This window comes from Tabrizicola sp., assembly GCF_041911175.1.
Lineage (GTDB): Bacteria > Pseudomonadota > Alphaproteobacteria > Rhodobacterales > Rhodobacteraceae > Tabrizicola.
The window spans coordinates 1-26,346 of sequence record NZ_JAYRPN010000008.1; the positions used below are offsets into that span (position 1 = coordinate 1).

The following is a 26,346-nucleotide window of genomic DNA, read 5'->3' on the forward strand; positions in this document are numbered from 1 at the left end:
ATGACCTGCATGTGGTGATGGCGGCCTCCGACCGGGTGATCTGCCTCAACGGCCATATCTGCTGCGAGGGCACCCCCCGCGTCGTGTCGACCGCGCCGGAATACCGCGCGCTTTTCGGCCTCGGCACCCAGGGCGCGCTGGCGCTTTACCGCCACGAACACGACCACGCGCATGAGGATGGCCCGCACCACCATCACCACGATCATCATCACGATCACAATCATGCTTGACGATTTCCTTGTCCGCGCCGGACTTGCCGCCGTCGGCCTCTCGCTCGCCACCGGCCCGCTCGGGTCCTTCGTCGTCTGGCGCCGGATGGCCTATTTCGGCGACGCCACCGCCCATGCCGCCGTGCTGGGCGTGGCGCTGGCGCTGGCGACCGACCTGCCCATCGGCCTCGGCACCCTCACCGTCGCGCTGGCGATGGCCGTCACCGTCGCGGGCCTGTCGGCGCGCGGCTGGGCGATGGACACCACCCTTGGCGTCCTTGCCCATTCCGCGCTGGCCTTCGGCCTGGTCGCCGTCAGCTTCTTCCCCACCGTCCGCACCGACCTCTCCGCCTATCTCTTCGGCGACATCCTTGCCGTCAGCCGGGGCGACCTGGCGCTCGTCTGGCTCGGCGCGCTGGCTGTCCTCGCCCTTCTCGCCTGGCGCTGGCAGCGGCTCCTGACCGCCACCGTCAGCGAAGACCTCGCCCATGCCGCCGGCATCCGCCCCGACCGCGAGCGGCTGGTCCTTGTCATCGCCCTTGCCCTCGTCGTCGCGGTCGCGCTGAAGATCGTCGGCGCGCTCCTCATCGCCGCCATGCTGATCATCCCCGCCGCAACCGCCCGCAGCTTCGCCCGCACGCCCGAGACGATGGCAGCCCTCGCCATCCTCGTCGGCGCGGCGTCGGGGGTCGGCGGCCTGGCCCTCTCGCTCTGGCAGGACACGCCGACCGGCCCCTCGATCATCGTGGTCGCCGCCGGGCTTTTCGCACTGGCCTCGCTCCGGCAACAAAACTAGCTGAAGACCCGCATCCTGCCCGAAGCTTGCCAAAATTGCCCGCTATCACCACGGCAGGACCACCATGCCCAAGGCCAAGCTACCAAGGACTGACCCGTGTTTCGACTGATCGGCTTTCTCGTGACCTTCGCCCTTGCCGCCGGGGGCTTCATGTTCGTCGACTACAAGATGTCCGCCCGCTGGGCCGGGCGCGAGGATGCCGAAGGGCTGACCTTCCAGGAATACCTTGGCGGCCTCTCCGGGCGGCTTGCGGGCCTTGGCGGCGGGGCTTCGGCAAGCGGCTTGCCGTCGGGGCTGGCCGCCATGCTGCCGAAAGCGCCCGAGGGCTGGAGCGTCCGCCCGGTCGAGGCTGCGGATATCGACGGTTTCCTGCCGAAGAATGCCAAGAAGGCCGACAAGGACGCGCTGGCAGCGATCAAGGCGATGGCAGCCAGCGATGCGGGCAAGGGAGCCGAGGTCGTCGCGCTGACCTATGAAAAGGGCGACCGCAAGCTGATCGTCAAGGCGATCCGCTACCCGAACATCATCTTCACCAGCTTGATGGCGATGGACCAGCGGCTCAAGCTCCAGATGCAGACCGCGCAGTTCCGCGGCACCGAATTTGCCACGGTCCGCGGCCTTGACGTGACCGAGGACCTGCTGCCCGAAGGCTTCCGGGGCCGGATGTTCCTTGCCGATGTCGGCGCGCAGATCCATCTGCGGATACTTGCGCCGAAACGGATGACGGACGAGGACCTTGTGCCCTTTCTGGAAACCCTCCACGTCAAGGCGATGAATGCCGATGTCGTCGACAAGGTCGAGGGCCTGGGCGAAGTGCCGGTGATCGTGCTCGCCTCGGCGCTGGACGGGGCCGAACGCGACGCCTACCTGGCCGATGTCGCCGGACGCACGGCCCTTGAAACCGCGAAGGCCGAGGCCGAGCGCGCCGAGGCCGAAGCCGCCCAGACCGCCGAAGCCCCGGTCGGAGAGGCCAGCGGCGGCGGCTTCCTGAGCGGCCTCTTCGGCGGCGGAGACGAAGAACCGGCGGCGGAGGCCAAGGCCCCGGCGAAGACCGGCAAGGTCGGCTGCAAGACCGGCAAGGACGGCGTCAAGCGCTGCACGGTGGCAACGGCCCCCAGCGAGTGACCTAGAACCTCAGCCCGGAAAACCGCGACGGGTTCTGCGGCACGCCCGGCAGGACGCAGAGCATTTCATACAGGAAGTTCGCCGCGATCAGCGCGGTATTGCCGGTCGGGTCATAGGGCGGCGAAACCTCGACCAGGTCGCAGCCGACAAGGTTCAGCCCGGCGCAGCCGCGGATGATCTCCAGCCCCTGCCAGGTGGTCAGCCCGCCGGGTTCCACCGTGCCGGTGCCGGGGGCGAAGGCGGAATCGAGGCTGTCGATGTCGTAGGACAGGTAGACCGGCGCGTCGCCGATCCTGGCGCGGACGATCTGCATCAGCGGGGTCAGCGACTTGTGCCAGCACTCCTCGGCCTGCACCACCGTCCAGCCCTTGTCGCGGCCCCAGTTGAAATCATCCGCCGCATAGCCGGTGGCGCGAAGGCCGATCTGGAACACCTTGTCGTTGATCAGGCAGCCGTCCTCCCAGGCGCGGCGGAAGGGGCAGCCATGCGCGACGGTCTCGCCGAACATGGTGTCGTTGATGTCGGCATGGGCGTCGATGTGGATCAGCGCGACCGGCCCGTGCCGTTCCCTGATCGCGCGCAGGATGGGCCAGGTCAGGGTATGGTCGCCACCCAGCGTCATCGGGATCACGCCATGCGACAGGACCTCGCGGTAGTGCGCGGTGATGATGTCGACCGTCTTCTTCAGGTCGAAGGTGTTGATCGCCACATCGCCCAGATCGGCCACCTGAAGCTGGTCGAAGGGCGCTGCTCCGGTGGCCATATTGTAGGGCCGGATCATCCGGCTTTCGTCGCGGATCTGCCGCGGGCGCAACCGGGTGCCGGGGCGATTGCTGGTGCCATGGTCCATCGGGATGCCGATGAACGCGGCGTCCAGCCCCTTCGCGCTGGTCGCCGCAGGCAGGCGCATCATCGTCGCCGGTCCACCGAAGCGCGGCATGTCATTGCCGCCGAGGGGTTGGTTGAACTGAGTCATCGGTTGGGCCTTCCCTGCTGGTCTGGCGCCAAGCTTGCGAGAGAACCGCAGGAACGGCAAGGGACCCTCCTCGTGCGCCTCCGGCTTCTCGTCGGAGAGCGCAGCGAGGAGCGACGAAGTCGAACGACGAGCGTCCCGTTCAGCGCGCCAGCACCCGGTCCAGCACCGGCCCGATCTCGGCCCCCTCGACCATCTGCGGCAGGCTGGGCGTCAGCCCGTCCGCCGCCTCCTTGCGCGCCACATCCGCCACCGCCACCGCAAACGCCTTGCGCGGGTCAGGCTCCGCCCTGAGCGCGCGGTCGAAGAACGACTCGCCGAATTCGGTCCACACCGCCCCGTCGCGGCAGCCGAAGGAGGTCCGGTCGCCCCGCGCCGCGGTGATGACCAGCCGGTCCGGGGCGGCGATCTCGTCCAGGAACGACCCCGAATGGCAGGCCGACAGCACGATCACCGCCGGGCCGATCCCGCTGGCGTCCAGCATCTGCGCAAATTCCTTGGCGGTCAGGTCCTTCGTTCCCGCCTCGTAGAAATTCAGCGAAAAGACATCCTCGCTGCCATGCGAGGTCAGGAACAGGAAGGCCAGATCCTCCGGCCCCTGCCGCTTGCCGATTTCCGCCAGCGCGCGGGCCAGGTTCGCCCGGTTCGCCAGGGGGTAGCGCATCGGGTCATCCTCGCTGTTCGCCAGCCGCAGGGTCCGCTTGCCCGACCCATACTGCGCGTCAAGGATGGCCGCGACATTGTCGACTTCGCTCAGGAAGACCGACTGGTACGACGTGCCGCCAAGGGCCAGCGCAAGAACCTCCGGCGTCCCCGGCACCTCCGGTTGAAGCGCCGCCACCTCCGCCCCCATCAGCCGACCTTGAGCGGCATACAGCGCCTCGACATCCACCGGCGTATAGCCCTCGTCCCAGCTGGTGTCGGGAAAGACGTAAAGCTCGTCCACGCTGAACCAGCGCAGAACGACCTCCTTCGTGGCCAGGAACACCACCGCCATCACCAGCCCCGCCCGCAACCACTGCCGCAGGGGTGCCCGCACCAGCCAGACCAGAAGCGCGATCTGCAGCAGATGCGACACGCCGCGTATCGCGCTGACGCGCGCGGGCGTCTCGAAAAGCTGCGGCGCCTCGCGGAACAGGGTCCAGAGCGCCAGGTTCAGCAGCGCCACCAGCAGGAACAGAAGCGTCACGCTGCGCGCCAGCAGGTCCATGCGCCTGACCAGTGCCAGGCCGACGACCAGCCCGGCAACGATCACCGCGCTTTGCGCCACGGCAACCTGCACCCCCCACAGCGACAATTCGCCCCCCGGCCCGAAGGTGCCCCTCTGCGCCGCGATCTCGGCCAGCCAGGAAACGACAATTGCCGCCAGCGCCACCAGCGCGGGACGGGCCGGGATGCGCCCGGGCGTGTCGGTCATGGTCATGCTCGATTCCCTTTTCGCCCCATGAACCGCAGAATCCGGGCAAGACTGCGGCGGCATGTCGCGAATGTCGTTTTCTGACGCCAAAGGTCGGGTGGACTTGCCCGCCGTCCCGCGCCTCTGGCAGATAGGGGCAAACGCATTCCGGGAGAGTCTGCAGATGAAAACCCATGTGAAAGCCCTTGTCGTCGGTGGCGGCGCGGTCGGCACCGGCATCGCCTACCACCTGGCGAAAGCGGGCTGGGACACCATGCTGGTCGAACGCGACGAGCTGACGGCGGGTTCGACCTGGCATGCCGCCGGTCTGCTGCCCTTGTTCAACATGAGCTACGCGACGACCCATATCCACAAATACTCGGTCGACTTCTACAAGGGACTGAAGGAAGAAACCGGCCTCGACGCCGGCTTCTACGTCGTCGGCAACCTGCGGATGGCGCAACACCAGCAGCGGATGGACGAGTATATGCTCTACTCCTCCGTCGCCGAAACCGCCGGGGTCTACCACGAATTCCTGAAACCGTCTGAGATCAAGGACCGCTGGCCGCTGGTCCGCACCGAAGACCTGATCGGCGCGCTTTACCACCCGCAGGACGGCTACATCAACCCGGCCGACGTGACGCAGGCGATGGCCAAGGGCGCCCGGCAACTGGGCGCGACGATCGAGCGCAAGGTCCAGGTCGACGGCTACCGCTGGACCGGCAGCGAATGGATCGTCTCCTGCACCCGGCTTGAGGAAAAGGGCGGCATGCTGGTCGCCAGCGACGACAAGTTCGAGATCACCGCCGAACATGTCGTCACCGCCACCGGCAACCACGCGCAGCGGACGGCGAAACTCCTCGGCATCAAGACCCCCGCCGTCGTCGTCGAACACCAGTACATCGTGACCGAGCCCGACCCCGCCCTTGTCGAATGGCGCAAGACCAACCCGCAGCACCCGGTCCTGCGCGACGCCGACGCCAAGTGGTATGTCCGTGAGGAACGCGGCGGCTGGATCCTCGGCCCCTATGAGAAAGGCGCCCCCGCCCGCTTCCAGTACGGCGTCCCCGACAGCTTCCGCGCCGATCTGTTCCCCTTGGACCTTGAGCGGATCGAGCAGGAATACATGTCCTTCATCCACCGGATTCCCTCCTCGGAAACCGTGGGCCTCAAGGACGATTACAACGGCCCGATCTGCTACACCCCCGACGGCAACCCGCTGGTCGGCCCGGCCCCGGGCCTGCGCAACATGTGGCTGGCGGAAGGCTTCTCCTTCGGCATCACCGCTGCGGGCGGCACCGGCCATTACCTCGCCCAGCTGATGACGCAGGGCGAGGCGGAAATCGACATGGCCTCCCTCGACCCCAAGCGCTTCGGCGGCTGGATGACCACCGAATACGCCTCCCGCAAGAACGAGGAATGCTACGACCACGTCTTCATCCTGCACCACCCGGACGAGGAACGCGAAGCCTGCCGCCCCCTGCGCACCGCCCCCGCCTATGACCGCCAGAAGGAGATGGGCGCGCAGTTCGGCCAGGTGAACGGCTGGGAACGCCCGAACTACTATGGCCCGAAGGATGCCCCCGCCGACTTCGACCACAACTCTCGCGCTTTCCGTCGCGGCGCCTGGTGGCAATATGCCAAGGCCGAGGCCGAAGCCGTGCGCAACACCGTCGGCATCATCGACGCCTCTGCCTTCACCAAGCACCTGGTGCGGGGGCCGGGGGCGACCGCCTTCCTCGACCATTTCACCTGCAACAAGCTGCCGAACGTGGGCCGGATCAACCTGACCTATGCCCTGACCGACCACGGCACGACCCGCACCGAATACACCATCGTCCGCCTGAAGCAGGACGAATACTACCTGATCTCGGCGGGCGCCTGGACGGCCTATGACTACGACTTCCTGCAGAAAGCCGCCGACGACTGGATGGCCGCAGGCAAGGGCGCCATCGACATCCACGACGTGACGACCCAATGGGGCGTCTATGCGCTGGCCGGTCCGAACGCCCGCGCGCTCCTCAAGGACATCGTCAAGGACGCCGACCCCGACACCGTTCTTGGCAACAAGCGCTTCCCCTGGCTTTCCTACCGTGACATCGAGCTGGGCATGTGCCCGGTCCGCGCCGTCCGCGTGGCCTATACCGGCGAGCTTGGCTGGGAACTGCACTATCCGATCGAGTTCGGTCGCTACCTCTGGGACCTGATCTGGTCCGTCGGCGCAAAGCACGGCCTGAAGGGCGTCGGTGCCCGCGCCCAGAACTGGCTGCGGCAGGAGAAGTCCTACCGCGCCTTCGGCAACGAGCTTGGCCGCGACGCGACGCCCCTCGAAGCCGATCTGCCGCGCTTTGTCGACCTGACCAAGGAATTCCGCGGCAAGGCCAAGGTGATCGAGACCGGCATCCGCTCGAAATGCTGCACGCTTCTGATCGACGGCCCGGCGGATGCCGATCCCTGGGGCAAGGAAGCGATCCTGAAAGACGGCGTCAAGGTCGGTCGCCTGACCTCGGGTGGCTATTCGGTGGCCTTCGGCAAGCAGATCGGCATGGGCTATGTCCCCGCCGAGCTGGCGGTGCCCGGCACGAAGCTGAAGGTCAAGATGCAGCTCAAGGAATGGGATGCCGTCGTGACCGAGGACAGCCCCTTCGACCCGACGAACGCCCGCATCCGCATCGACGGCTGACCGATTTCTTCGAAGAAATCGCACCGGAGCCTTCCAAGGCTCCGGTCCGAAATCTTCGAAGATTTCGGCGCCCGGCGGATTGCGGCCTCACCCGGCATCGCCGTCTTGAAGCGCGCCGTGCCGCCCCCATCTCTTCACGATGGCCACGAAGCAAGGACGGGAACGCAGGTTCCAACGACAGTTCGACTCGCTGGAACGGCTGGTCCCGGCCTTGCGCGGCCCGATGGCGACGCTGCGCCGTGACAGGTGGGTCCTGGTCCGCATTCCGCTGGCGCTGGTCCTGATCCTGGGCGGCGTCTTCTCGTTCCTTCCCGTTCTCGGCGTCTGGATGCTGCCCCTCGGCCTCCTGCTCCTCGCCGTCGACCTGCCCATCCTGCGCGGCCCGATCTCGGCGCTGATCATCCGGGGGCGTCGCAAGGGCCGTCGACTCGTATTGCGCTGGCGGCACTGGCGGCGGAAAAGCTAGGTCGAAGCCACACCCGGCCCGCGCCTGATGGAGATCGCCCCGTGAAGGACCTGCGCCTTTCCGCCACCGGCCTTGAGGTCGATCACGATGGCGCGCCCCTGCAGGCGTTTGCCGACACCGTGCTGCGCGGGCTGGGACAGGTGATGTTGCAGAACAACAGCTATGCCGGGTTGCTGTTCCTTGCCGGCATCGCCTGCAATTCGCCGGTCTTCGCAGGCGCAGCCCTGCTTGGAACCCTCGCCTCGACGCTCGCGGCAATCGCGCTGGAGGCCGATCGCCAGATGCTGCGTCAGGGGATGTTCGGGTTCAACGGCGGGCTGGTCGGCATCGCGCTGCTCTGCTTTCTTCAGCCCACTCCGCTTGCCTGGGCCTGCGTGGCGCTCGCCGCCGCGGGGTCCACCCTGGTCCTGGCCGCCCTGCAAAACGCACTCGCCGCCGCGCGGCTGCCCGTGCTGACCGCCCCCTTCGTGCTGACCTCGCTTTGCGTGCTTCTGGCCAGCACGCGCTTCGGTCGGTTGCAAGCCAGCGACCTTTTGCCGACCCCGGGCCTGCCGAACGGCGCAAGCCTCGAAGGCGTAGCGACCGCATCGACGCTGGGCGAAGGGCTGCTGACCGGCGTCGGGCAGGTGTTCCTGCAAGACAACATGCTGACCGGCGCGCTCTTCATCCTGGGCCTCTTCGTGGCGTCGCGCCGGGCCTGCCTGGCGGCGTTGGCGGGGTCACTGTCCGGGATGCTGGTCGCCTGGGCAATGGGGGCCGCCGAGCCCGCCATTCGCTCCGGTCTCTTCGGCTACAACAGCGTCCTCGTCGCCATCGCCCTGTCCGGCGCAGCCCTTGCGCCAGGCCGGATCGCCATCGCCTGCGGCCTGTTCGCGACCCTTGCCACCCCCTTCGTGACCGCCGCCTCCGCCGCCGCGCTGGAGCCATTGGGACTGCCCGCGCTGACGCTGCCCTTCGTCCTCGTGACCTGGACCGCCCTGCTCGCCAGCCGGTTCTCCACCAGCTAATCCTCCTCGGACAGCTCCTGCTCCAGGAACCGCTCGAAAGCGTCGAGGTCCAGCGGATCGACCTGCCCGAAGGCCCGCATCCAGACCGTCGCCTCGCGCATCGCCTCGGGCTCCAGCTTGCACCAGATCACCCGGCCCCGTTTCTCCCGGCTGATCAGATTGGCGTCCGACAGGACCGCCAGGTGCTTGGAAATCGCGGCAAGGCTCATCGCGAAGGGTTCGGCCACATCGGTCACCGCCATGTCGTCCTCCAGCAGCATGGCCAGGATCGCCCGGCGGGTCGGGTCGGCCAGGGCGGCAAAGACGGCATCCAGTCGGTCGGTCATCGCGCGACTATTCCCGCGCGCCGGATGATCGTCAACCGCGGGGTTGAATATGGGAATGGCCTTCCAGCGCACCCCGCCAGCGGCGCTCAGGACGCAAAACCATTTCTTATCAGTACCTTGCAGGCCGATCTGCCTGCTTGACTCTCACCCCACCGCTTCGTAGAACCGCCCCGACCGTTAAGGGGCCAAACCTCATGGCAACCGAGCCCGATCCCGACCGTCTCCGCGCCCTGCAAGCGCGGCTCGATCAGGCGAAGGGCAAGCCGGAGGTGAAGCCGACCGAAACGGCCAAGGGTTTCTCGCAGGGCGAGGTGGCCTGGAGGATGGTGATCGAGCTGGCGACCGGCATCCTGCTGGGGTCCGCCATCGGTTACGGGATCGACGCGCTTGCGGGCACGCTTCCCATCTTCCTGATCATCTTCTCGCTCTTCGGCTTCGCGGCAGGCATCAAGACGATGCTCGGCACCGCGAAGGAATTGGGACGGAAGGCCGAAAAGGCCGGACAAGGCGAAGGGAACTGACGATGGCGACGGAAGAACACGGCAGCGGGCTTGCGATCCACCCGATGGACCAGTTCGTGGTCAAGCCGCTCTTCGGCAACGGCCCCGTCGAATGGTACACCCCCACCAACGTCACCCTCTGGATGGGCGTCGTCGTCCTCGTGATGATCGCGATCCTCGTCCTTGCCACCCGCCGCCGCGCCATCGTCCCCTCGCGCGGGCAGTCGGTCGCCGAGATGTTCTACGGCTTCATCCACAAGATGGTGGAGGACGTCGCGGGCCACGAAGGCCTGAAGTTCTTCCCCTATGTCATGACCCTCTTCATGTTCGTGTTCCTGTCGAACATGCTGGGCCTGATCCCGATGGCCTTCACCACCACCTCGCATATCGCCGTGACCGCGGTGCTGGCGCTGCTGGTGTTCCTGACCGTCACCCTCGTCGGCTTCTACCGCAAGGGGATCGGCTTCCTCTCGATGTTCTGGGTTTCGTCGGCGCCGCTGATCCTGCGCCCGATTCTCGCGCTGATCGAGCTGATCTCCTACTTCGTCCGCCCGCTCAGCCACTCTGTCCGTCTCGGCGGCAACATGATGGCCGGCCACGCCGTGATCAAGGTCTTCGCGGGCTTTGCCGGTGCGATGGGCGTCGCCTCGGTCGTCCCGATCGCCGCCATCGCCGCGGTCTACGGGCTTGAAACCCTCGTGGCCGCCGTTCAGGCCTACGTCTTCACCATTCTGACCTGCGTGTACCTGCGCGACGCCGTCGGCGACGCCCACCACTAAGGTCCGGACAACCAACCCTCAGCATTCCAAAGGAGAGACATCATGGAAGGCGAAGTCGCACAATTTGCACTCATGGGCAAATACATCGGCGCCGGTCTGGCGACGATGGGCCTGGGCGGCGCCGGCATCGGCGTGGGCCACATCGCGGGCAACTTCCTGTCGGGCGCGCTGCGCAACCCGTCGGCGGCCCCCGGCCAGATGGCCAACCTCTTCGTCGGCATCGCCTTCGCCGAAGCGCTCGGGATCTTCTCGTTCCTGATCGCGCTCCTGCTGATGTTCGCCGTCTGATCTTTCCATCCTGATTTCCGGGCCGGGCAGATGTCCGGCCCTGGTTCCAAGGGTTCAGGAGAGACGACATGGCAACCGAGACAACTGCGGCCGAAGTCGCAAGCCAGTGCGTCAACGAGCATGGCGGCGCCATCGGCATGCCGCAGCTTTGCGGCGACTGGTTTCCGAACCAGGTCTTCTGGCTTCTGGTCACGCTGGTCGTGATCTTCTTCGTGCTGTCGAAGATCGCCCTGCCGCGCATCGCGGCGGTGCTGGCCGACCGGAAAGGCACGATCACCAATGATCTCGCCGCCGCCGAAGAGCTGAAGCAGAAGGCCGTGGCGGCCGAAAAGGCCTATAACGACGCGCTGGCCAATGCCCGGACCGAGGCGGCGAAGATCGTCGCCCAGGCCAAGGCCGAGATCCAGAAGGACCTCGACGCCGCCACCGCCAAGGCCGATGCCGAAATCGCCGCCAAGGCGGCGGAGTCAGAGAAGACCATCGCCGGGATCCGCGACGGTGCCGCCGCTGCGGTGGCCGAAGTGGCGAAGGACGTGGCGGCCGCGCTGGTCGGCGCGCTGGGTGGCGGGGCCGACGCCAAGACGGTCACGGCTGCCGTGACGGCACGGCTGAAAGGGTAAGGCGATGAAGAAACTCTCCGTCCTCCTTGCCCTTCTGGCCTCGCCCGCGATGGCCTCGACCGGGCTGGAGTTCTCGCTGCAGAACACCAACTTCGTCGTGCTGGTCGCCTTCATCATCTTCATCGGCATCCTCGTCTACATGAAGGTGCCCGCGAAGCTGACCGGAATGCTCGACGCCCGCGCGGCGACGATCAAGGCCGAACTCGACGAGGCCCGCGCCCTGCGCGAAGAGGCCAAGTCGATCCTCGCCACCTATGAGCGTCGGCAGAAGGAAGTGCAGGAACAGGCCGACCGCATCGTCGGCACCGCCCGGGACGAGGCGCTGGCCGCCGCCGCCCAGGCCAAGGCCGACCTGAAGGCCGCCATCGCCCGCCGTCTGGCTTCCGCGACCGACCAGATCGCCTCGGCCGAAGCCGCCGCGATCCGCCAGGTCCGCGAACAGGCCGTCTCGGTGGCCGTGGCCGCGGCAGGCGACGTGCTGTCGAAGCAGATGACGGCCGAGGCTGCGTCGTCGTCCATCGACGCGGCGATTGCCCAGGTCGAAGCCCGGCTGCACTAAGGCCCGCTTGCAGAAATCGAAAACGGCGGTCCGCAAGGGCCGCCGGTTTTGCTTTGCGGGAACCGCTCGTCGAGCACTTTTCGTGCACTCCTCGCTGGAGCACCACCCTCACGACGAGAAGCCGAAGGCGCACGAGGAGTAACCCGCTAAAGCCCCGCCCAGCGCAGCCCGGCCACCACGACAACCCCCAGCAAGGCCGCCGCCACGTCACTGCGCAACACCAGCGTCAGCCCCACGACCGCGGCCAAAGCCAGCCCCTCCGCCAGCCCGCCCGCCTGCACCGCCAGCGCCGTGATCCCCGCCATCACTCCCAGCGGCGTCGCCCGCAGCGCCGCTTCCACCCGGGGCGAGACCGGAACGAAGCGCATCAGCGTGAACCCCGCCATCCGGCACAGGAAGGCCGCCGCTGCCATCACCGCCAGCAGGGCGGAGAAGCTCTCGGTCATGCCTCCCCCCGATGCAGCATGGCCGCCACCGCCCCGGCGGCCAGCCCCGCCCCGATGATCGCCGCCGCAGGCCCAGCCAGATGAAAGACCGCCAATGCAGCCCCCGCCCCCACCGCCACCGGCAGCAGGTCGACCCGGCTGTGCACCATCGCCGTCACCATTCCGGCGGCAAAGCAGGGCAGCATCAGGTCGAAGCCCAGCGCTTCCGGACGCGGCAGCACTGACACCGCCGCCGCCCCCAGCGCCGTGCCGGAGAGCCAGCCCACCGCAATCGGCGCCCCGGTCCCCGCCAGATAGGCCCGATCCACCTCCCCCGCCCGGATCGCCCGCATCGTCATCAGCCAGTTGGCATCACCCAAGAGCAGCAGGCTGCCATAGGCCTTCACCGGCCCCGCCGACCAAAGCCAGGGCTGCAAGGTCGCCCCGAACAGCAGGTAGCGGGCATTGATCACCAGGATCGCCGCGAACAGCGCCCAGGCCGTCGCCTGCCCGGTCTGCAACAGGTTCACCGCCGCCAGCTGCGCTGACCCGGAATAGATCGCCGCACTCATCGCCACCGACTTCACGACGCCGAACCCCGCCTGCGCCGCCACCAGCCCGAACCCCAGCCCATAGGCGAAGATCGACACCGCCAACGGCACCCCATCCCGCGCCCCGCGCCGGAACCCGTCGGAGGAGAACAAGACCGTCACACCCGTAGGTCGGGGTTCACCCCGACTCCCCAGCCGACCGCCCGCGCAGGCGAATGCGCCTGAAGCGCCACCACATCCCCATCGTAGGCTGCGCTACAGCGCACCATCCGCACGCTCAACCCGCACACCCGCATCCGGCTCCGGGCCACCCTCACCCCCGCCCCGCCGCCCGCAGCACCCGGTCCAGCACATCCAGAAACCGGCTCCGGTCGCTCTTCGAGAACATCTTCCCGCCCCCCTGCCGGAACGGATCGGCCGACCGCAGGTCCTGCATCAGATCCCGCGTCGCCAGCGCCATCCCGACATTGGCCGCCGTCAGCTCCTCACCGTTGTGCTTGACCACCCGCGCCCCCGCCGCCACGCATTTCGCGGCGAGCGGGATGTCCCCGGTGACAACGACATCGCCCGGCCCGCAGGCCTCGGCGATCCACTTGTCGGCCTCGTCCGGCCCGCTGCCGACGAACACGCTCTCGACGAAAGGGTTCGCGGAGGGCCGTATCCCCCCGTTCGACACCACCACCATCCGCACCTTGAGGCGCGTGGCGACCGTCTCGGCCTCGGACTTCACCGGACAGGCATCGGCGTCGATATAGAGCGTCATGCGGCCCCCGGACGGATGCGGACAAACCTTAAGAAATCCTGAACGTCCACGACCAACCCATTGAAATCAAACGGCCCGATTTTCTGTCCACCGTGGACACTTCAAATCGCCGCCTTCCGCATCTCGTCCAGGTAGATCTCCCGCAGCCGCCCCGCGACCGGCCCCGGCTTGCCGGTCCCGACCGGCTTCCCGTCGACCTCCACCACCGGCATCACGAAGATCGAGGCGGCAGTCGAGAACGCCTCGTCCGCCCCCTGCGCCTCCGCCGGGGTGAAGGCCCGCTCCTCCACCTCGAACTGCGCCTCCCTCGCGAAGCGCAGCACCGCCGCGCGGGTGATCCCGTGCAGGATATCGTTCCCCAGCGCCCGGGTGATGATCCGGTTCCCCTTCACGATCCAGGCGTTGTTCGAGGTACCTTCCGTCACCGCACCGTCTTCGTCGGTGAACCAGCTGTCATCCACCCCCGCCTTCTTCGCCGCCATCTTCCCCATCGAGGGATACAGAAGCTGCACCGTCTTGATATCCACCCGGCTCCACCGCAGGTCCGGGATGGTGATCACCTTCAGCCCGGTCTTCGCCGCCGGGGCATCGGCGAGGTTCGGGATGTCCTGCGTGAAGGCCACGATGGTCCCCGGCAGGTCCGGCGCCGGAAACAGGAAGCTGCGGTCGCCCGGATTGCCGCGCGTGATCTGCAGGTAGATCATCCCCTGCTCGATCCCGTTCCGCGCGACCAGTTCGCGATGCATCGCCAGCAGCGCGTCCGAGCTGACCGGGCAAGTCATCTCCAGCTCCTTCAGCGACCGCTCCAGCCGCTTCACATGTCCCTCGAAGTCGATCAGCTTGCCGTCGAGGACCGAGGTCACCTCGTAGACCCCGTCGGCCATCAGGAACCCCCGGTCGAAGATCGAGACCTTCGCCTCTCCCTCGGGCAGGTAGTCGCCATTCACATAGACGGTGCGGGTCATTCTCTATCCCCAAAGCTGCGGCAGGGCCGGGTGGATGTGGCGGTCGTCGTAGACAACCGGATGGTCGCGGTCCTGCGCCATGTCGGCGGGGCCGTCAAGGTCGGACCAGTCGGCCCCCTGCGCGACAAGGATCGCCGGGGCCATCGAGAGCGAGGTCGAGATCATGCAGCCGACCATCACCTTGAAACCCAGCCGCCGTGCTTCCTTCCGCGCCCGCAGGGCCTCGGTCAACCCGCCGGTCTTGTCGAGCTTGAGGTTGACCACGTCGTACTTGCCCAGCAGTCCGGGCAGCGAGGCCGCGTCGTGGGCGCTCTCATCCGCGCAGACCGGCAGCGGGCGGGCGATCTCGGCCAGCATGGCGTCGGCGCCCTGCGGCAGCGGTTGCTCCACCATCTCCACCCCCAGCCGGATCAGATGCGGGGCAAGGTCGGTGTAGACCTCGGGCGTCCAGCCTTCGTTCGCATCGACGATCAGGCGGACCTTCGGGGCACCCTGCCGGACGGCCTCGATCCGGGGCATGTCGGCGGGGGTGCCGAGCTTGACCTTCAGGACGGCCCGATGGGCATTGCGGGCGGCGGCAGCGCGCATCACCTCAGGGCTGTCGAGCGAGAGGGTGAAGGCGATCTCCACCGGCTTCGGTCGAGCCAGACCCGCCAGTTGCCACACCGGCCTGCCCGAGGCCTTCGCCTCCAGATCCCACAGCGCACAGTCCACCGCGTTCCGCGCCGCGCCGGGCTTCATCGCCTGTTGCAACTCGGCGCGCGTGATCCCTTCGGGCAGGGCGAGGATCGCCGCGATGGCCTCCTCCACCGTCTCGCCATAGCGCGGATAGGGCAGCCCTTCGCCCCAGCCGCGATACCCGTTGCGGGTGACGGTTGCGGTGACCACCCGCGCCTCGGTCTTCGACCCGCGCGAGATGGTGAAAGGGTTGCGGAGGGGGAAGGTCTCGGCCTGGGCGGTGATCATGGGCGGGACTGTAGGGGGCCGCGCCGGGTTTGGGAAGGTGCCGGAATTTCTGCGCAAGCAAAACGAATGTTGCACTGCGGCACGCAATATTATAACCATCCAGCAACGACCAGCGACATATCCTTGCCCACAGGAATTCCCGATGAGCTTCCGCCTGCAACCCCCCGCCCCCGCCCGCCCGAACCGCTGCCAGCTTTTCGGCCCCGGCTCGCGGCCCGAGCTTTTCGCCAAGATGGCGGCAAGTGCGGCGGATGTGATCAACCTCGACCTCGAGGATTCGGTTGCCCCGGCAGACAAGCCGCAGGCGCGGGCGAACATCATCAAGGCGATCTCCGATGTCGACTGGGGCAAGAAGACCCTGTCGGTGCGGATCAACGGGCTGGATACACCGTTCTGGTATCGCGATGTGGTGGACCTGCTGGAACAGGCGGGGGACCGGCTGGACCAGATCATGATCCCCAAGGTCGGCTGCGCGGCAGATGTCTATGCGGTGGATGCGCTGGTCACCGCCTGCGAAGCGGCGGCGGGACGCCAGAAGCGGATCGGGCTGGAGGTGATCATCGAGACGGCGGCGGGCATCGCGCATGTCGAGGAGATCGCGGCCTCCTCCCCCCGCTTGCAGGCGATGAGCCTGGGGGCGGCGGATTTCGCGGCCAGCATGGGGATGCAGACCACCGGGATCGGCGGGACGCAGGAAAACTACTACATGCACCGCGAGGGGGCGAAGTACTGGTCCGACCCCTGGCACTGGGCGCAGGCGGCGATCGTGGCGGCCTGCCGGACGCATGGGGTGCTGCCGGTGGACGGGCCGTTCGGGGATTTCAGCGACGAGGAAGGCTTCCGGGCGCAGGCGCGGCGGTCGGCGACGCTGGGGATGGTCGGAAAATGGGCGATCCATCCGAAGCAGGTCGCATTGGCGAACGAGGTCTTCACGCCGTCCGGGGCGGCGGTGACCGAGGCGCGGGAGATCCTTGCCGCGATGGAGGCGGCCAAGGCGGCAGGACAGGGGGCGGCAGTCTACAAGGGGCGACTGGTGGACATTGCCAGCATGCGGCAGGCCGAGGTGATCGTGCGGCAGGCGGAGCTGATCGGGGTGTGACGGGGGGTGGTGCGTGAAATCACGCACCCTACCTTTTCAGCGCGAATATCCCGGAGCCCACGACCAGCGCGGCGCCGATCCAGGTGGCGAGGTCGGGGCGTTCGCCGAAGAGCGCCATCGCCAGCACCATTGCGAAGATGAGGCGGGTGTAGCGGAAGGGCGTGACAGCCGAGACTTCCCCCGTCCGCATGGCGTAGGTCAGGGCGTGGTAGCCCGAGACGCCGAAGACCGTGCCGCCCGCGAGATACAAAAGCCCAAGCCCGGTCGGAAGCGTCGCACCGCCGGTGACGGCCAGCAGGATCGCCCCGGCGGTGGCGAGCATCGCGAAGCCGAGCGCGCCGAGCTGGCGGTTCGACAGGCCCTTCGGTGCGGCGCGGGTGGCAAGGTCGCGGCCCGCGAAGCCAAGGAGGCCGACCACGGCGAGGAGCGAGAGGGCCGAGAAATCCGATCCGGGGCGCAGGATCACCAGCACGCCGGTGAAGCCCACCAGCACGGCGAGCCAGCGCTGCGGCGTGACCCGTTCGCCGAAGACCAGCGCGGCCCCCGCGACGACGACGAGGGGCGTGGCCTGCAGGATCGCGGATGTAGTGGAGAGCGCGGTCAGGGTGATGGCGAGGCCGTAGAACAGGCGGCCCGTCACCTCGAAGGCCGAACGGACCAGCATCGGGCGGGAGAGGAAGGCGGGGGGCAGGAGAGCCTCACCCCGGCGGGCGGCCATCGCGCTGAAGACGAGCATCCCGGCAAGGCCGATGGTCAGGAGGACCTGGCCCAAGGGAAGGCCGCGGGCGGCGGCCTTGACGAAGACATCCTCGACCGCGAAGCCCGCCATCGAGGCGGTCATGTAAAGCGCGCCGCGCTGGTTATCGGTCAGGTTCATCCTGGGTATTCCGGGCAACGGATGGTAGCCGGGGGCCCCCCACCCCATCCCTCCCCACGAGGGGGAGGGAGGCACGAGACGGTTGACGTTCCTCTGCGGTTGCCGGTCCGGTTCACCGCGCACCCCAGGTGTCGCTCAGCCGGTAGCCCTCGGGCCAGGGATCGGCGGGGTCGAGCATGTGCTGGTGGGTGCCGGTGATCCAGGCGCGACCGGAAATCTCGGGCAGGATCGCATCCAGATCGCCCACCTTGGCTGCGCCGACAATCCGCCCCTCGAACTGGCCGCCGATCAGGGACCGCGCCCGCAGCACCTCACCCGGCCCGATCTGGCCGCGTGCCGCAAGGATCGCCAGACGGGCGGAGACGGCGGTGCCGGTGGGGGAACGGTCGATCTTGCCGGGGCGGATCGAGACGGCGTGTTTCGTCTCCCAGCCGCCCTCCACGCGGGTCAGGGGACCGGCGAAGAGGCAGAAGGAGAAATGCCGCCAGTCGGGGTTTTCCGGGTGGGAGAAGCCAAGCTGTTCATCGGCGGCGGTGGTGATCTGGACGCCCAGCCTGGCCATCGCATGTGCGTCCTCGGGGGCGTGGGTGAAGCCGAGCGCCTCGGCATCGACCACGACGAAACTGTCGGCGCCATAGGCCGTGTCCACCGTCAGGCGGCCGACGCCCGGCACGTCCAGCGGCACGGACAGCCTGTCGGCGAAAGAGGGCAGGTTGCGGACATGGATGCGCTGCGCCTTGCCGTCCTTGCAGTCGGCCCGCACCGTCACCAGCCCGCCGGGGGCTTCCAGCACCAAGTCGGTGACGGGTTCGTGCATCGGGATGAATCCGCTGTCCAGCAGCACGGTCGCGACGCAGATCGAGTTGGACCCCGACATCGGCGGGTTGTCCTCGGGCTCCATGATGATGAAGCCCATCTGCGCGCGCGGATCCTTCGGCGGGACGAGCAGGTTCACATGCCGGAACACCCCGCCGCGGGGTTCGTTCAGGACGAAGTTCCGCAGGGTCTGGTCGCGCCACAGCGTCTCGCGCATCTCCCAGAGCGTGCTGCCAGCGGGCGGGGCGACGCCGCCGACGATGACATCGCCGACTTCGCCCTCGGCATGGGCCGAGATGACATGGATGGTCTTGCTGCTGCGCATGGGGCCTCCGGTTGCGCGCAAGGTGCGCGGGCGGGGCGGAAATGACAAGCGCCCCGCCGATCAGGCAGACCCAAATCCTTTAAACAAAGGATTTGACAAAATTCTTACTGAAGAATTTTGGCGCCTCAGATCAGCCCGGCGTGTTTCATCGCGGCCTTGATCCTGGCCTTGGTGCCATCGGTCAGGCCGACCAGCGGCAGGCGGACTTCCTCGGAGCAGAGACCCAGCACCGACAGCGCGTATTTCGCGCCGACAAGGCCCGGCTCGATGAAGATCGCCTCGTGCAGCGGCATCAGTCTGTCCTGGTATTCCAGCGCCTTGGCATAGTCGCCGCGCAGGGTCGCCTCCTGAAACTCGGCACAGAGTCGCGGGGCGACGTTGGCCGTCACCGAAATGCAGCCCACCCCGCCATGCGCGTTGAAGCCAAGCGCCGTCGCATCCTCGCCCGAGAGCTGGATGAAATCCGTCCCGCACGAGGCGCGCTGCTGGCTCACCCGCTCGATCTTGCCGGTGGCATCCTTGACCCCGATGATCCGGGGCAGCTTCGCCAGTTTGCCCATCGTCTCGGGCAGCATGTCCACCACCGAGCGACCGGGGATGTTGTAGATCACGATCGGCAGGGCGCAGCAGTCGTGCAGCGCGGTGTAATGCGCGATCATGCCGGCCTGCGTCGGCTTGTTGTAATAGGGCGTCACGACCAGCGCGGCGGTGGCGCCGACCTTCTCGGCATGGCGCATGAGGGAAATGCCCTCGACCGTGTTGTTCGACCCCGCCCCGGCGATCACCGGGATGCGGCCCGCGACGGCGGCAACGACGTCCTCGATCACCTTCTGGTGTTCGGCGTGGCTCAGCGTCGGGCTTTCCCCCGTGGTGCCCACCGGAACCAACCCGTGCGAGCCTTCGGCGATATGCCAGTCGACAAGTTTCTTCAGCGTCACCAGATCCAGCTCGCCGTTCTTGAACGGCGTCACCAGGGCAGGAAGGGACCCTCTGATCATGACGCTTCTCCTATCGTGATGGGGCGGAATTGCCCGAGTAAAGCGCGCCTCTCATAGCGGCAGACAGCCCTGCTGCCAAGTCTTGCCCACTAACGCAGTCGTGGGTTGTGGACAAAGGACGGGTCAGGCAGATTCATCCGCATGACAGGCAGGAAAATGATGATCCGGGCGCTGGGTCTGGCCTTGGCCATGCTGGCGCAACCGGGCACGGCAGATACCACTCAGGCGATGCGGACAGCGCTGGAGCTGGCTGCAGGCAAGGATTGGGACGGCGCGCTGGCGGTTGCGCCATCGGGCGTCGGGCGCGACGTGATCGAATGGCAGCGCCTGCGGGCGGGCGACGGACGGCTGGGGGAATACGAAGACTTCCTGCAACGCCGCCCGGACTGGCCCGGCCTGCCGCTTCTGCGGGAAAAGGGCGAGGAGGCGGTGGCGCGGTCCACCGACCCGGCGCGCGTCATCGCCTGGTTCGAAGCTGGCCCGCCCGAGACGGGAAAGGGCGCGATTGCCTATGTCTCGGCCCTGCTGGCCGCTGGCCGGGCAGCGGATGCCGAGACCGAGGCGATGCGGGCCTGGTCGACGCTTCCCTTCGCCCCCGAGGAAGAGCAGGCACTGATCGACCTTGCCCCGGAGGCGGTAAGCTTCGTCCACGAACTGCGGCTGGAAAATCTCCTGTGGGAGGGCCGACGCTCGGAAGCCGAGCGGATGCTGAAGCGGGTGCCCGAGGACCTGCGCGCGCTGGCCCGGGCGCGACTGGCCTTGCAGGCGCAAAGCAAGGGTGTCACCGGCCTGATCGAGGCGGTGCCGAAGGCCAAGACCTCGGATGCGGGCCTTGCCTATGACCGCTTCATCTGGCGGATGAAGAAGGATCTTTATGACGAGGCGACCGAGCTGATCCTGGAACGCTCGAAATCCGCAGAAAGCCTGGGCCGCCCCGAAGCCTGGGCCGAACGCCGGGCGCTGCTCGCGCGCTACCTGATGCGGAACGGTCGCGCGAAAGAGGCCTACCGGGTGGCGGCGCACCATCATCTGCAACCGGACAGCGGGGCTTCGGCCTATGCCGATCTGGAATTCCTGTCGGGGTTCATCGCGCTGCGCAGGCTGAATGACCCGGAAACCGCGCTGAAGCATTTCAAGCATCTGCTGGCCGGTGTCTCGACCCCGATCAGCCTTGCCCGCGCGCAGTATTGGATCGGCCGGGCCGAGGAGGCCGCCGGTCAGGACGGCAGCGCCAGCTACAAGGCAGCGGCGAAGCACCAGACGGCGTTCTATGGGCTTCTGGCGGCGGAACGGCTGGGCCTGTCGCTGGATGAACGCCTGCTGGCCAAGCCAAAGACGCCCGACTGGCGCGGGGCGGGATACACGCAATCCTCGGTTCTGGCGGCGTCGCAGCTGCTGTTGAAGGCGGGCGACCGGACACTGGCCAAGCGCTTCCTCTTGCATCTGGCCGAAAGTCAGGACGAGACCGGACTGGCGCAGATGGCGGACATGACGCTCGACTGGGGCGAGCCGCATCTGGCCGTCCTCATTGCCAAGCAGGCTGCCGAACGCGGGCTGATCCTGCCGCATGCCTATTACCCGGTGCCGGATTTCGTGCCCGACGGGTTGCAGGTCAGCCGGGCGCTGGCGCTGTCGATCTCGCGCCGGGAAAGCGAGTTCGACCCGGCGGCGCGGTCTTCGGCGGATGCGCGCGGGCTGATGCAGGTGCTGCCGGGCACGGCGAAGCACATGGCCGACAAACTGGGCAAGCCCTTCGACGCGGCGAAGTTGCTGACCGATCCAGCTTACAACGTGACGATGGGCTCGGCCTATCTGGCGGAAATGGTCGAGAAGTTCGGCCCCTCAATCGCGCTTGTCGCCTCGGGTTACAACGCCGGGCCCCGCCGCCCGGAGCGCTGGATGACCGAATTCGGCGATCCCCGCCGCCCGGACGTGGACGTGGTCGACTGGATCGAGACCATCCCCTTTGCCGAAACGCGGACCTATGTGATGCGGGTGGCCGAGGGGGTGGTGATCTACCGGGCCAAGCTGAAAGGGGCTGTCGGGCCGGTCAGGATCACCGAGGAGCTTAAGGGCTAGGACTTGTGCCGCCGTTCCAGTTGCGCAATTCGGACCTGGCGCATCGCCTCGACCAGAAGCGCGGTCATCAGCCCGAAGCTCAACAGCCCGTTGACCGCCGCCATCGCCGCCAGGATGCGCCATTCCTGCTTGGGGATGACATCGCCCAACCCCAGCGTCGAGAAGGCCTCGATGGCGAAATAGGCCGATTCCTCCATTGTCTTGAAGACGCCGGTTTCGAACAGGACATAGGCCCACATCCAGATGCCCACGGTCAGCGTCAGCAGCACCCAAAGCCCCACAGCCACCAGCATGAGCAGAAGCTTCGGCCGCTGCGGCGGGCGGATCAGCCAGGAATGCGCGGCGCGGAAGCCGATCTCCAGCACCAGCGCGGCCAGCGCCATCACCAGCACGTTCAGCACCAGAAGGCCGGAGCCGATGGCGATTTGCAGAAGCATGTGAACCTTCTGGACTAAGCCCGTTCCAGACCTTATCTCACGGCGATCATGGTGGCCAAGTCCGATCCCAACTCCAAACTCATCGCCGAAAACCGGCGGGCGCGGTTCGATTACAGCATCGAGAGCGATCTCGAGGCCGGGATCATGCTGCTGGGGTCGGAGGTGAAAAGCCTGCGCCAGGGCGGGTCGAACATCGCGGAAAGCTATGCCTCGGTCGAAGGGGGCGAGCTGTGGCTGATCAACGGCTACATCGCGCCCTACCTGCAGGCCAAGACCTTCGGGCACGAGGAACGCCGTCGGCGCAAGCTTCTGGTCTCGAAGAAGGAACTCAGCCGCCTGTGGTCCGCCGTGGGGCGCGAGGGCATGACCATCGTGCCGATGAAGATGTACTTCAACGACCGCGGCATCGTGAAGCTGAAGCTTGGCATCGCCAAGGGCAAGAAGCTGGCCGACAAGCGCGAAACCAGCGCCAAGCGCGACTGGGACCGGCAGAAAGCGCGGCTTCTGAAGCAGAACAGCCGCGACTGAATTTGCACTGATCGAACATTTCTTGCCGGATTTGCGTTCATCTGGCAGAATTTCCCATGCCGGACAGAAAGTCCGGGGCATAAGCCGGGGCAACCGGACAGGGAACCGGCGACAGTAGGGAAAGGTAATGTCATGGGTATGGAACTGATCATCCAGATCATCGCGGGCCTGCTTGGTGGCAACGCCGCAGGCGCGGGACTGAAGAATCTGAGCCTCGGCACGGCGGGCAACTCCGTCGCGGGTGCAGTAGGCGGTGGCCTTGGCGGTTTGCTCATGGGCATGCTCGGCGGTGACGCCGGTGCGGCAGCGGATGCGGCGGCCAACCTCGACTTCGGCGCCATCATCCAGTCGGTGATCGGCGGCGGTGCCGGTGGTGCCGTCCTGACCGCGATCCTCGGCATGCTGAAGAAGGCCCTGGTGAAATGACACGACGGCGCGGGGGCCTGATAGCCCCCGCGCCGCTTGCGCCTCCCGCGCCCGCATGGATATATCCCGGGTAACTCCGGGAGGCCGCACATGACCCCATCGCCGCAGGATGACCCCAGGACGCTGGTCTCGACCGACTGGCTGGCCAAGCACCTGCGCGACCCCGACCTGCGGGTGCTGGACGCCAGCTGGTATCTGCCCGCGCAGGCCCGCGACGCGAAGGCGGAATACGCCGCCGCCCATATCCCCGGTGCGCGCTTCTTCGACATCGACGAGATTTCCGACCAGCGCTCCAGCCTGCCCCACATGGCCCCTCCGCCCGAGAAGTTCATCTCGCGCCTCCGTGCGATGGGCGTGGGCGACGGGCATCAGGTCGTGGTCTATGACGGGTCCGGCCTCTTCTCGGCGGCCCGCGTCTGGTGGACCTTCCGCCTGATGGGCAAGACCGACGTGGCCGTGCTGGACGGCGGCTTCCCGAAATGGCAGGCCGAGGGCCGCGAGATCGAGGACATGCCCCCGGTGATCCGCGACCGGCACATGACGGTTTCCCGCCAGAACCACCTGGTGAAGGACGTGACGCAGGTCGCCCATGCGGCCAAGCTGGGCGAGGCCGAAATCCTCGACGCCCGCGCTGCCGCCCGCTTCCGGGGCGAGGCGCCCGAGCCGCGTCCGGGCCTGCGCTCCGGCCACATTCCGGGGGCGAAGAACATCCCCTTCGCCGAGGTGCTGAACCCCGACGGCACGATGAAACCGCCCGCCGCGCTGAAGGCCGTGTTCGAGGCGGCGGGGGTCGACCTGAAGAAGCCCGCGATCACCTCCTGCGGCTCGGGCGTGACGGCGGCGATCCTCAGCCTTGCGCTGGAACGGGTCGGGCACCGGAACCATGCGCTCTATGATGGCTCCTGGGCCGAATGGGGCATGTATGACGACCTGCGGGTGGCGACAGGCGCCTGAGCGTTCTTGCCGTCGCGCGCGGCTTGTGGCACTGGGCAGGCATCCAAACCCCCGGGAAATGCCATGCTAGAGACCCTGACTCCCCAGCCGCAGGACAAGATCCTGGCGCTTATCGCGATGTTCCGGGACGACCCCCGGACCACGAAGATCGACCTTGGCGTCGGCGTCTACAAGGACGCGACCGGCCTGACCCCGGTGATGCGCGCGGTGAAGGCGGCCGAGAAGAAGCTGTGGGAGGTCGAGACGACCAAGACCTATACCGGGCTTGCGGGCGAACCGGCCTACAACGCCGCGTTGGTCAGGATGATCCTGGGCGAAGGCTACGCCGACCGGGCCGCCTCGGTCGCGACGCCGGGAGGCACGGGGGCGATCCGGCAGGCGCTGGAACTGATCAAGATGGCGAACCCGAAGGCCCGCGTCTGGATGTCGGCGCCGACCTGGCCGAACCATCCCTCCATCGTGAAATACCTCGGCATGACCGGTGTCGAATATCGCTACTTCAATGTCGCCACCTCGGGCATCGACTTTCCCGGCCTGATGGCCGACCTGGAAGGCGTCGCCGCCGGGGATGCCGTCCTCTTGCACGGCTGCTGCCACAACCCGACCGGCGCGAACCTCGACGGCTCGCAATGGGATCAGGTGATCGCGCTGTTGCAGAAGAAGCAGGCGATTCCCTTCGTCGATCTTGCCTATCAGGGCTTCGGCGACGGGCTGGACGCGGATGCCGCCGCCACCCGCAAGATCGCCGCCGCCTTCCCGGAGGTGCTGATCGCCGCCTCCTGCTCGAAGAACTTCGGCATCTACCGCGAACGGACCGGCATCCTGATCGCGCTGACCTCACCCGACCGCAAGGCCGTGGTGCAGGGCAACCTGAACTTCCTGAACCGGCAGAACTACAGCTTCCCGCCCGACCACGGCGCGCGGCTGGTGACGATGATCCTTGAAGATCAGGCGCTGACCGCCGACTGGAAAGCCGAGCTGGAGGAAGTGCGCCAGAACATGCTGGGTCTGCGCAAGCAGCTGGCCGATGAGCTGCGCCGTGCCACCAACACCGACCGTTTCGACTTCGTCGCCAGCCACCGCGGCATGTTCAGCCGTCTGGGGCTGACGGAAGCGCAGGTGAACCGGCTGCGCGAGGAGCATGGCATCTACATGGTCGGCGACAGCCGGATCAACATCGCGGGCCTGAACGCAAAGACCGTCCCCGTGCTGGCCGCCGCCATCGCGCAGGTGCTCTGACCGATCATGCTGGCCGTCGTCCTCTCGCTTGCAGCGGCGGCGGCCTTCGCCGGGTCGGCCATGTTCATCGACTCGGTTTCGGGGCGGGTCGGTCCCCTTCAGCTGTCGCGCTGGCAGATGGGGCTTGCCTTCCTGATGACCGCCGCAATCGTGCTGGTGACCGGCGGCTGGCGGACGCTGGACGCGCAGATGGTGCTCTGGCTCACCGCCTCCTCCGCCTCGGGGATCATGATCGGCTCGCTGACCTATATCGCGACGATCCAGTTCACCGGCCCGCGCATCTCGGCCCTGCTGTTCACCACCGCCTCGCCCTTCGCACTGGCGCTTGGCTTCGGGTTCCGGGGTGAAACGGTCAGCCCCACCCAGGCCGCTGGCGTCGGCCTGATTGTCGCCGGGATCGCCCTGGCGGTGATGGGCCCGAAGCAGGACGAGGGCGCGCGGGTGCCGAAGCCCCTGTGGATCGGGATTTCGCTCGGCCTCCTCACCTCGGTCGCACAGGCACTGGGAAGCCTGCTGGCCCGCCCCGCCATGCTGGCCGGGGCCGACCCGGTGGCGGCGATGGTGGTGCGGTCGGGCACCGGGGCGCTGTTCTTCATCGCACTCCTCGCCATTCCCGCCTTCCGCCCCGCCGCCCTGCCCTCGCCGGTCGCATTGCGGCAGATCGGGCTCTCCGCCGTAGCCGGGATGGTCGTCGGCATGTCCTTCCTGATGGCGGCGCTGGCGGTGGGCGACGTGGGGATCGTGACCACGCTCTCCTCCACCACGCCGATCCTGATCCTGCCGATGGTCTGGGCCGTCTACCACCGGATGCCCCGCCCGCTCGCCTGGGTCGGCGCGGCGCTGGCTGTCGTGGGAACCGCACTGATCAGCGCGACCACCTGAAGCTTGGCAGACCCCTGGCACCCGTGCTTGACTGCGGGGAAACCGGGGGGATGCGATGGCCAGGGCGGCGAAGCGGGCCAGGTTCACGATCGGCAGCAGGGCGTGCTGCTTGATGTCGAACGGGTGCCGGTGCAGAAACAGCGTCTCGAGCCGGCGCACCTTGGCCCGCTTGGCCAGCGACTCGCTGAGCAGCAGCCGCATGGTGCCGGTGCTGCGCCGCAGCCCGGCGAAGAGGTCGGTCACCTTGACCAGCTCGGTGCGGCCGTGAATCGAGCGGGCGTCCAGCAGC

30 protein-coding genes and 1 pseudogene are annotated in these 26,346 nt (G+C 67.5%); 19 read left to right on the forward strand and 12 right to left on the reverse strand.

The window, feature by feature from the left end; genetic code table 11:
• The 3 genes and pseudogenes from znuC to ACE3P6_RS00930 all read left to right on the forward strand — a co-directional run.
• Window positions 1-230 (forward strand): annotated as a pseudogene (gene znuC, locus ACE3P6_RS00920) (zinc ABC transporter ATP-binding protein ZnuC); the annotation flags it as partial.
• On the forward strand, window positions 223-1,005 hold the full coding sequence (locus ACE3P6_RS00925; RefSeq protein WP_374391125.1) for a metal ABC transporter permease: 783 nt from the start codon (window positions 223-225) through the stop codon (window positions 1,003-1,005). The pseudogene znuC and the gene ACE3P6_RS00925, both read left to right, overlap by 8 nt.
• Window positions 1,006-1,101: 96 nt before the next feature.
• Complete coding sequence (locus ACE3P6_RS00930) at window positions 1,102-2,130, forward strand: hypothetical protein (RefSeq protein ID WP_374391100.1); 1,029 nt, start codon at window positions 1,102-1,104, stop codon at window positions 2,128-2,130.
• A 1-nt stretch (window position 2,131) separates the two neighbouring features.
• Here the strand turns inward: ACE3P6_RS00930 and speB are convergent, their stop codons facing one another.
• Both speB and ACE3P6_RS00940 read right to left on the reverse strand, forming a co-directional pair.
• Window positions 2,132-3,106, reverse strand: coding sequence for an agmatinase (speB, locus tag ACE3P6_RS00935; protein WP_374391101.1), 975 nt, complete (start codon window positions 3,104-3,106; stop codon window positions 2,132-2,134).
• Between the two features lie 139 nt (window positions 3,107-3,245).
• On the reverse strand, window positions 3,246-4,526 hold the full coding sequence (locus tag ACE3P6_RS00940; protein ID WP_374391102.1) for a C13 family peptidase: 1,281 nt from the start codon (window positions 4,524-4,526) through the stop codon (window positions 3,246-3,248).
• Between the two features lie 157 nt (window positions 4,527-4,683).
• Here ACE3P6_RS00940 and ACE3P6_RS00945 point away from each other — a divergent pair, with 157 nt between their 5' ends.
• The 3 genes from ACE3P6_RS00945 to ACE3P6_RS00955 all read left to right on the forward strand — a co-directional run bounded on the left by ACE3P6_RS00945 (window position 4,684) and on the right by ACE3P6_RS00955 (window position 8,655).
• On the forward strand, window positions 4,684-7,182 hold the full coding sequence (locus tag ACE3P6_RS00945; RefSeq protein WP_374391103.1) for an FAD-dependent oxidoreductase: 2,499 nt from the start codon (window positions 4,684-4,686) through the stop codon (window positions 7,180-7,182).
• A 139-nt stretch (window positions 7,183-7,321) separates the two neighbouring features.
• A complete protein-coding gene (locus ACE3P6_RS00950; RefSeq protein ID WP_374391104.1) occupies window positions 7,322-7,648 on the forward strand; it encodes a hypothetical protein in 327 nt (108 codons plus the stop codon).
• Between the two features lie 41 nt (window positions 7,649-7,689).
• On the forward strand, window positions 7,690-8,655 hold the full coding sequence (locus ACE3P6_RS00955) for an urea transporter (RefSeq protein ID WP_374391105.1): 966 nt from the start codon (window positions 7,690-7,692) through the stop codon (window positions 8,653-8,655).
• Here ACE3P6_RS00955 and ACE3P6_RS00960 read toward each other — a convergent pair.
• Entirely contained in the window at window positions 8,652-8,981 is a 330-nt protein-coding gene (locus ACE3P6_RS00960; protein ID WP_374391106.1) for an ArsR/SmtB family transcription factor, read from the reverse strand. The two genes, ACE3P6_RS00955 and ACE3P6_RS00960, sit on opposite strands and share 4 nt — an antisense overlap.
• A 194-nt stretch (window positions 8,982-9,175) precedes the next feature.
• Here ACE3P6_RS00960 and ACE3P6_RS00965 point away from each other — a divergent pair, with 194 nt between their 5' ends.
• The 5 genes from ACE3P6_RS00965 (at window position 9,176) to ACE3P6_RS00985 (ending at window position 11,727) form a co-directional block, all read left to right on the forward strand.
• The gene (locus ACE3P6_RS00965) at window positions 9,176-9,502 is read left to right on the forward strand and encodes an AtpZ/AtpI family protein (RefSeq protein ID WP_374369787.1); all 327 of its coding nucleotides are present in this window, start codon (window positions 9,176-9,178) and stop codon (window positions 9,500-9,502) included.
• Between the two features lie 2 nt (window positions 9,503-9,504).
• Window positions 9,505-10,260 carry a F0F1 ATP synthase subunit A gene (locus tag ACE3P6_RS00970; RefSeq protein WP_374391107.1) on the forward strand — a complete coding sequence of 252 codons (756 nt, stop codon included), beginning with the start codon at window positions 9,505-9,507 and terminating at the stop codon, window positions 10,258-10,260.
• Between the two features lie 42 nt (window positions 10,261-10,302).
• Entirely contained in the window at window positions 10,303-10,548 is a 246-nt protein-coding gene (locus tag ACE3P6_RS00975) for a F0F1 ATP synthase subunit C (protein ID WP_374369793.1), read from the forward strand.
• Window positions 10,549-10,616: 68 nt separating this feature from the next.
• On the forward strand, window positions 10,617-11,168 hold the full coding sequence (locus ACE3P6_RS00980; protein ID WP_374369796.1) for a F0F1 ATP synthase subunit B': 552 nt from the start codon (window positions 10,617-10,619) through the stop codon (window positions 11,166-11,168).
• Between the two features lie 4 nt (window positions 11,169-11,172).
• Window positions 11,173-11,727, forward strand: coding sequence for a F0F1 ATP synthase subunit B (locus ACE3P6_RS00985; protein ID WP_374391108.1), 555 nt, complete (start codon window positions 11,173-11,175; stop codon window positions 11,725-11,727).
• 146 nt (window positions 11,728-11,873) lie between these two features.
• Here ACE3P6_RS00985 and ACE3P6_RS00990 read toward each other — a convergent pair whose 3' ends face one another.
• The 5 genes from ACE3P6_RS00990 to dgcA all read right to left on the reverse strand — a co-directional run bounded on the left by ACE3P6_RS00990 (window position 11,874) and on the right by dgcA (window position 15,397).
• Window positions 11,874-12,173 carry an AzlD family protein gene (locus tag ACE3P6_RS00990; protein WP_374391109.1) on the reverse strand — a complete coding sequence of 100 codons (300 nt, stop codon included), beginning with the start codon at window positions 12,171-12,173 and terminating at the stop codon, window positions 11,874-11,876.
• A complete protein-coding gene (locus ACE3P6_RS00995) occupies window positions 12,170-12,856 on the reverse strand; it encodes an AzlC family ABC transporter permease (RefSeq protein ID WP_374391110.1) in 687 nt (228 codons plus the stop codon). The genes ACE3P6_RS00990 and ACE3P6_RS00995 overlap by 4 nt, the downstream gene beginning before the upstream one ends.
• A 160-nt stretch (window positions 12,857-13,016) precedes the next feature.
• Window positions 13,017-13,466, reverse strand: a complete 450-nt coding sequence (locus ACE3P6_RS01000; RefSeq protein WP_374391111.1) for a YaiI/YqxD family protein — start codon at window positions 13,464-13,466, stop codon at window positions 13,017-13,019.
• A 101-nt stretch (window positions 13,467-13,567) separates the two neighbouring features.
• Window positions 13,568-14,431 (reverse strand): D-amino-acid transaminase, encoded by an 864-nt coding sequence (locus ACE3P6_RS01005; protein WP_374391112.1) that lies wholly within the window; start codon window positions 14,429-14,431, stop codon window positions 13,568-13,570.
• A 3-nt stretch (window positions 14,432-14,434) separates the two neighbouring features.
• Window positions 14,435-15,397, reverse strand: a complete 963-nt coding sequence (gene dgcA / locus ACE3P6_RS01010; RefSeq protein WP_374391113.1) for an N-acetyl-D-Glu racemase DgcA — start codon at window positions 15,395-15,397, stop codon at window positions 14,435-14,437.
• Between the two features lie 142 nt (window positions 15,398-15,539).
• On the opposite strand from dgcA, the gene ACE3P6_RS01015 reads away from it, so the two are divergent.
• Window positions 15,540-16,496 carry an L-malyl-CoA/beta-methylmalyl-CoA lyase gene (locus tag ACE3P6_RS01015; RefSeq protein ID WP_374391114.1) on the forward strand — a complete coding sequence of 319 codons (957 nt, stop codon included), beginning with the start codon at window positions 15,540-15,542 and terminating at the stop codon, window positions 16,494-16,496.
• A 28-nt stretch (window positions 16,497-16,524) separates the two neighbouring features.
• Here ACE3P6_RS01015 and ACE3P6_RS01020 read toward each other — a convergent pair whose 3' ends face one another.
• The 3 genes from ACE3P6_RS01020 to dapA all read right to left on the reverse strand — a co-directional run bounded on the left by ACE3P6_RS01020 (window position 16,525) and on the right by dapA (window position 19,512).
• A complete protein-coding gene (locus ACE3P6_RS01020) occupies window positions 16,525-17,373 on the reverse strand; it encodes a DMT family transporter (RefSeq protein WP_374391115.1) in 849 nt (282 codons plus the stop codon).
• 112 nt (window positions 17,374-17,485) lie between these two features.
• Window positions 17,486-18,514 carry a proline racemase family protein gene (locus tag ACE3P6_RS01025; protein ID WP_374391116.1) on the reverse strand — a complete coding sequence of 343 codons (1,029 nt, stop codon included), beginning with the start codon at window positions 18,512-18,514 and terminating at the stop codon, window positions 17,486-17,488.
• A 125-nt stretch (window positions 18,515-18,639) separates the two neighbouring features.
• On the reverse strand, window positions 18,640-19,512 hold the full coding sequence (gene dapA, locus ACE3P6_RS01030; RefSeq protein ID WP_374391117.1) for a 4-hydroxy-tetrahydrodipicolinate synthase: 873 nt from the start codon (window positions 19,510-19,512) through the stop codon (window positions 18,640-18,642).
• A gap of 141 nt (window positions 19,513-19,653) precedes the next feature.
• On the opposite strand from dapA, the gene ACE3P6_RS01035 reads away from it, so the two are divergent.
• A complete protein-coding gene (locus tag ACE3P6_RS01035) occupies window positions 19,654-21,591 on the forward strand; it encodes a lytic transglycosylase domain-containing protein (protein WP_374391118.1) in 1,938 nt (645 codons plus the stop codon).
• Here the strand turns inward: ACE3P6_RS01035 and ACE3P6_RS01040 are convergent.
• Window positions 21,588-22,028, reverse strand: coding sequence for a potassium channel family protein (locus tag ACE3P6_RS01040; RefSeq protein ID WP_374391119.1), 441 nt, complete (start codon window positions 22,026-22,028; stop codon window positions 21,588-21,590). The genes ACE3P6_RS01035 and ACE3P6_RS01040 overlap by 4 nt on opposite strands.
• Before the next feature lie 48 nt (window positions 22,029-22,076).
• Between ACE3P6_RS01040 and smpB the strand changes: the two genes are divergently transcribed.
• From smpB to ACE3P6_RS01070, 6 genes are all read left to right on the forward strand, one after another.
• Window positions 22,077-22,556 (forward strand): SsrA-binding protein SmpB, encoded by a 480-nt coding sequence (smpB, locus tag ACE3P6_RS01045; RefSeq protein ID WP_374391120.1) that lies wholly within the window; start codon window positions 22,077-22,079, stop codon window positions 22,554-22,556.
• A 138-nt stretch (window positions 22,557-22,694) separates the two neighbouring features.
• Window positions 22,695-22,982, forward strand: coding sequence for a hypothetical protein (locus ACE3P6_RS01050; RefSeq protein WP_374369840.1), 288 nt, complete (start codon window positions 22,695-22,697; stop codon window positions 22,980-22,982).
• Window positions 22,983-23,072: 90 nt separating this feature from the next.
• Entirely contained in the window at window positions 23,073-23,936 is an 864-nt protein-coding gene (gene sseA, locus ACE3P6_RS01055; RefSeq protein WP_374391121.1) for a 3-mercaptopyruvate sulfurtransferase, read from the forward strand.
• 63 nt (window positions 23,937-23,999) lie between these two features.
• Window positions 24,000-25,175, forward strand: a complete 1,176-nt coding sequence (locus ACE3P6_RS01060) for an aromatic amino acid transaminase (protein WP_374391122.1) — start codon at window positions 24,000-24,002, stop codon at window positions 25,173-25,175.
• A 6-nt stretch (window positions 25,176-25,181) separates the two neighbouring features.
• The gene (locus ACE3P6_RS01065) at window positions 25,182-26,057 is read left to right on the forward strand and encodes a DMT family transporter (protein ID WP_374391123.1); all 876 of its coding nucleotides are present in this window, start codon (window positions 25,182-25,184) and stop codon (window positions 26,055-26,057) included.
• A 102-nt stretch (window positions 26,058-26,159) separates the two neighbouring features.
• The coding region (locus ACE3P6_RS01070) for a hypothetical protein (protein WP_374391124.1) at window positions 26,160-26,346 on the forward strand (187 nt) is incomplete at its 3' end.

Excerpts from the sequence above, each read along its gene's own strand:
- ACE3P6_RS01060 (WP_374391122.1), top strand. The coding sequence starts at position 24,000 with ATGCTAGAGACCCTGACTCCCCAGCCGCAGGACAAGATCCTGGCGCTT.
- ACE3P6_RS01050 (WP_374369840.1), top strand. The coding sequence starts at position 22,695 with ATGGAACTGATCATCCAGATCATCGCGGGCCTGCTTGGTGGCAACGCC.
- smpB (WP_374391120.1), top strand. The coding sequence starts at position 22,077 with ATGGTGGCCAAGTCCGATCCCAACTCCAAACTCATCGCCGAAAACCGG.
- ACE3P6_RS01040 (WP_374391119.1), bottom strand. The coding sequence starts at position 22,028 with ATGCTTCTGCAAATCGCCATCGGCTCCGGCCTTCTGGTGCTGAACGTG.
- sseA (WP_374391121.1), top strand. The coding sequence starts at position 23,073 with ATGACCCCATCGCCGCAGGATGACCCCAGGACGCTGGTCTCGACCGAC.
- ACE3P6_RS00970 (WP_374391107.1), top strand. The coding sequence starts at position 9,505 with ATGGCGACGGAAGAACACGGCAGCGGGCTTGCGATCCACCCGATGGAC.
- ACE3P6_RS00960 (WP_374391106.1), bottom strand. The coding sequence starts at position 8,981 with ATGACCGACCGACTGGATGCCGTCTTTGCCGCCCTGGCCGACCCGACC.
- ACE3P6_RS01025 (WP_374391116.1), bottom strand. The coding sequence starts at position 18,514 with ATGCGCAGCAGCAAGACCATCCATGTCATCTCGGCCCATGCCGAGGGC.
- speB (WP_374391101.1), bottom strand. The coding sequence starts at position 3,106 with ATGACTCAGTTCAACCAACCCCTCGGCGGCAATGACATGCCGCGCTTC.
- ACE3P6_RS01005 (WP_374391112.1), bottom strand. The coding sequence starts at position 14,431 with ATGACCCGCACCGTCTATGTGAATGGCGACTACCTGCCCGAGGGAGAG.
- ACE3P6_RS00925 (WP_374391125.1), top strand. The coding sequence starts at position 223 with ATGCTTGACGATTTCCTTGTCCGCGCCGGACTTGCCGCCGTCGGCCTC.
- ACE3P6_RS00945 (WP_374391103.1), top strand. The coding sequence starts at position 4,684 with ATGAAAACCCATGTGAAAGCCCTTGTCGTCGGTGGCGGCGCGGTCGGC.
- ACE3P6_RS00950 (WP_374391104.1), top strand. The coding sequence starts at position 7,322 with ATGGCCACGAAGCAAGGACGGGAACGCAGGTTCCAACGACAGTTCGAC.
- ACE3P6_RS00990 (WP_374391109.1), bottom strand. The coding sequence starts at position 12,173 with ATGACCGAGAGCTTCTCCGCCCTGCTGGCGGTGATGGCAGCGGCGGCC.
- ACE3P6_RS00985 (WP_374391108.1), top strand. The coding sequence starts at position 11,173 with ATGAAGAAACTCTCCGTCCTCCTTGCCCTTCTGGCCTCGCCCGCGATG.
- ACE3P6_RS01020 (WP_374391115.1), bottom strand. The coding sequence starts at position 17,373 with ATGAACCTGACCGATAACCAGCGCGGCGCGCTTTACATGACCGCCTCG.
- ACE3P6_RS00980 (WP_374369796.1), top strand. The coding sequence starts at position 10,617 with ATGGCAACCGAGACAACTGCGGCCGAAGTCGCAAGCCAGTGCGTCAAC.
- dapA (WP_374391117.1), bottom strand. The coding sequence starts at position 19,512 with ATGATCAGAGGGTCCCTTCCTGCCCTGGTGACGCCGTTCAAGAACGGC.
- dgcA (WP_374391113.1), bottom strand. The coding sequence starts at position 15,397 with ATGATCACCGCCCAGGCCGAGACCTTCCCCCTCCGCAACCCTTTCACC.
- ACE3P6_RS01065 (WP_374391123.1), top strand. The coding sequence starts at position 25,182 with ATGCTGGCCGTCGTCCTCTCGCTTGCAGCGGCGGCGGCCTTCGCCGGG.
- ACE3P6_RS00965 (WP_374369787.1), top strand. The coding sequence starts at position 9,176 with ATGGCAACCGAGCCCGATCCCGACCGTCTCCGCGCCCTGCAAGCGCGG.
- ACE3P6_RS01000 (WP_374391111.1), bottom strand. The coding sequence starts at position 13,466 with ATGACGCTCTATATCGACGCCGATGCCTGTCCGGTGAAGTCCGAGGCC.
- ACE3P6_RS01035 (WP_374391118.1), top strand. The coding sequence starts at position 19,654 with ATGACAGGCAGGAAAATGATGATCCGGGCGCTGGGTCTGGCCTTGGCC.
- ACE3P6_RS00940 (WP_374391102.1), bottom strand. The coding sequence starts at position 4,526 with ATGACCATGACCGACACGCCCGGGCGCATCCCGGCCCGTCCCGCGCTG.
- ACE3P6_RS00975 (WP_374369793.1), top strand. The coding sequence starts at position 10,303 with ATGGAAGGCGAAGTCGCACAATTTGCACTCATGGGCAAATACATCGGC.
- ACE3P6_RS01015 (WP_374391114.1), top strand. The coding sequence starts at position 15,540 with ATGAGCTTCCGCCTGCAACCCCCCGCCCCCGCCCGCCCGAACCGCTGC.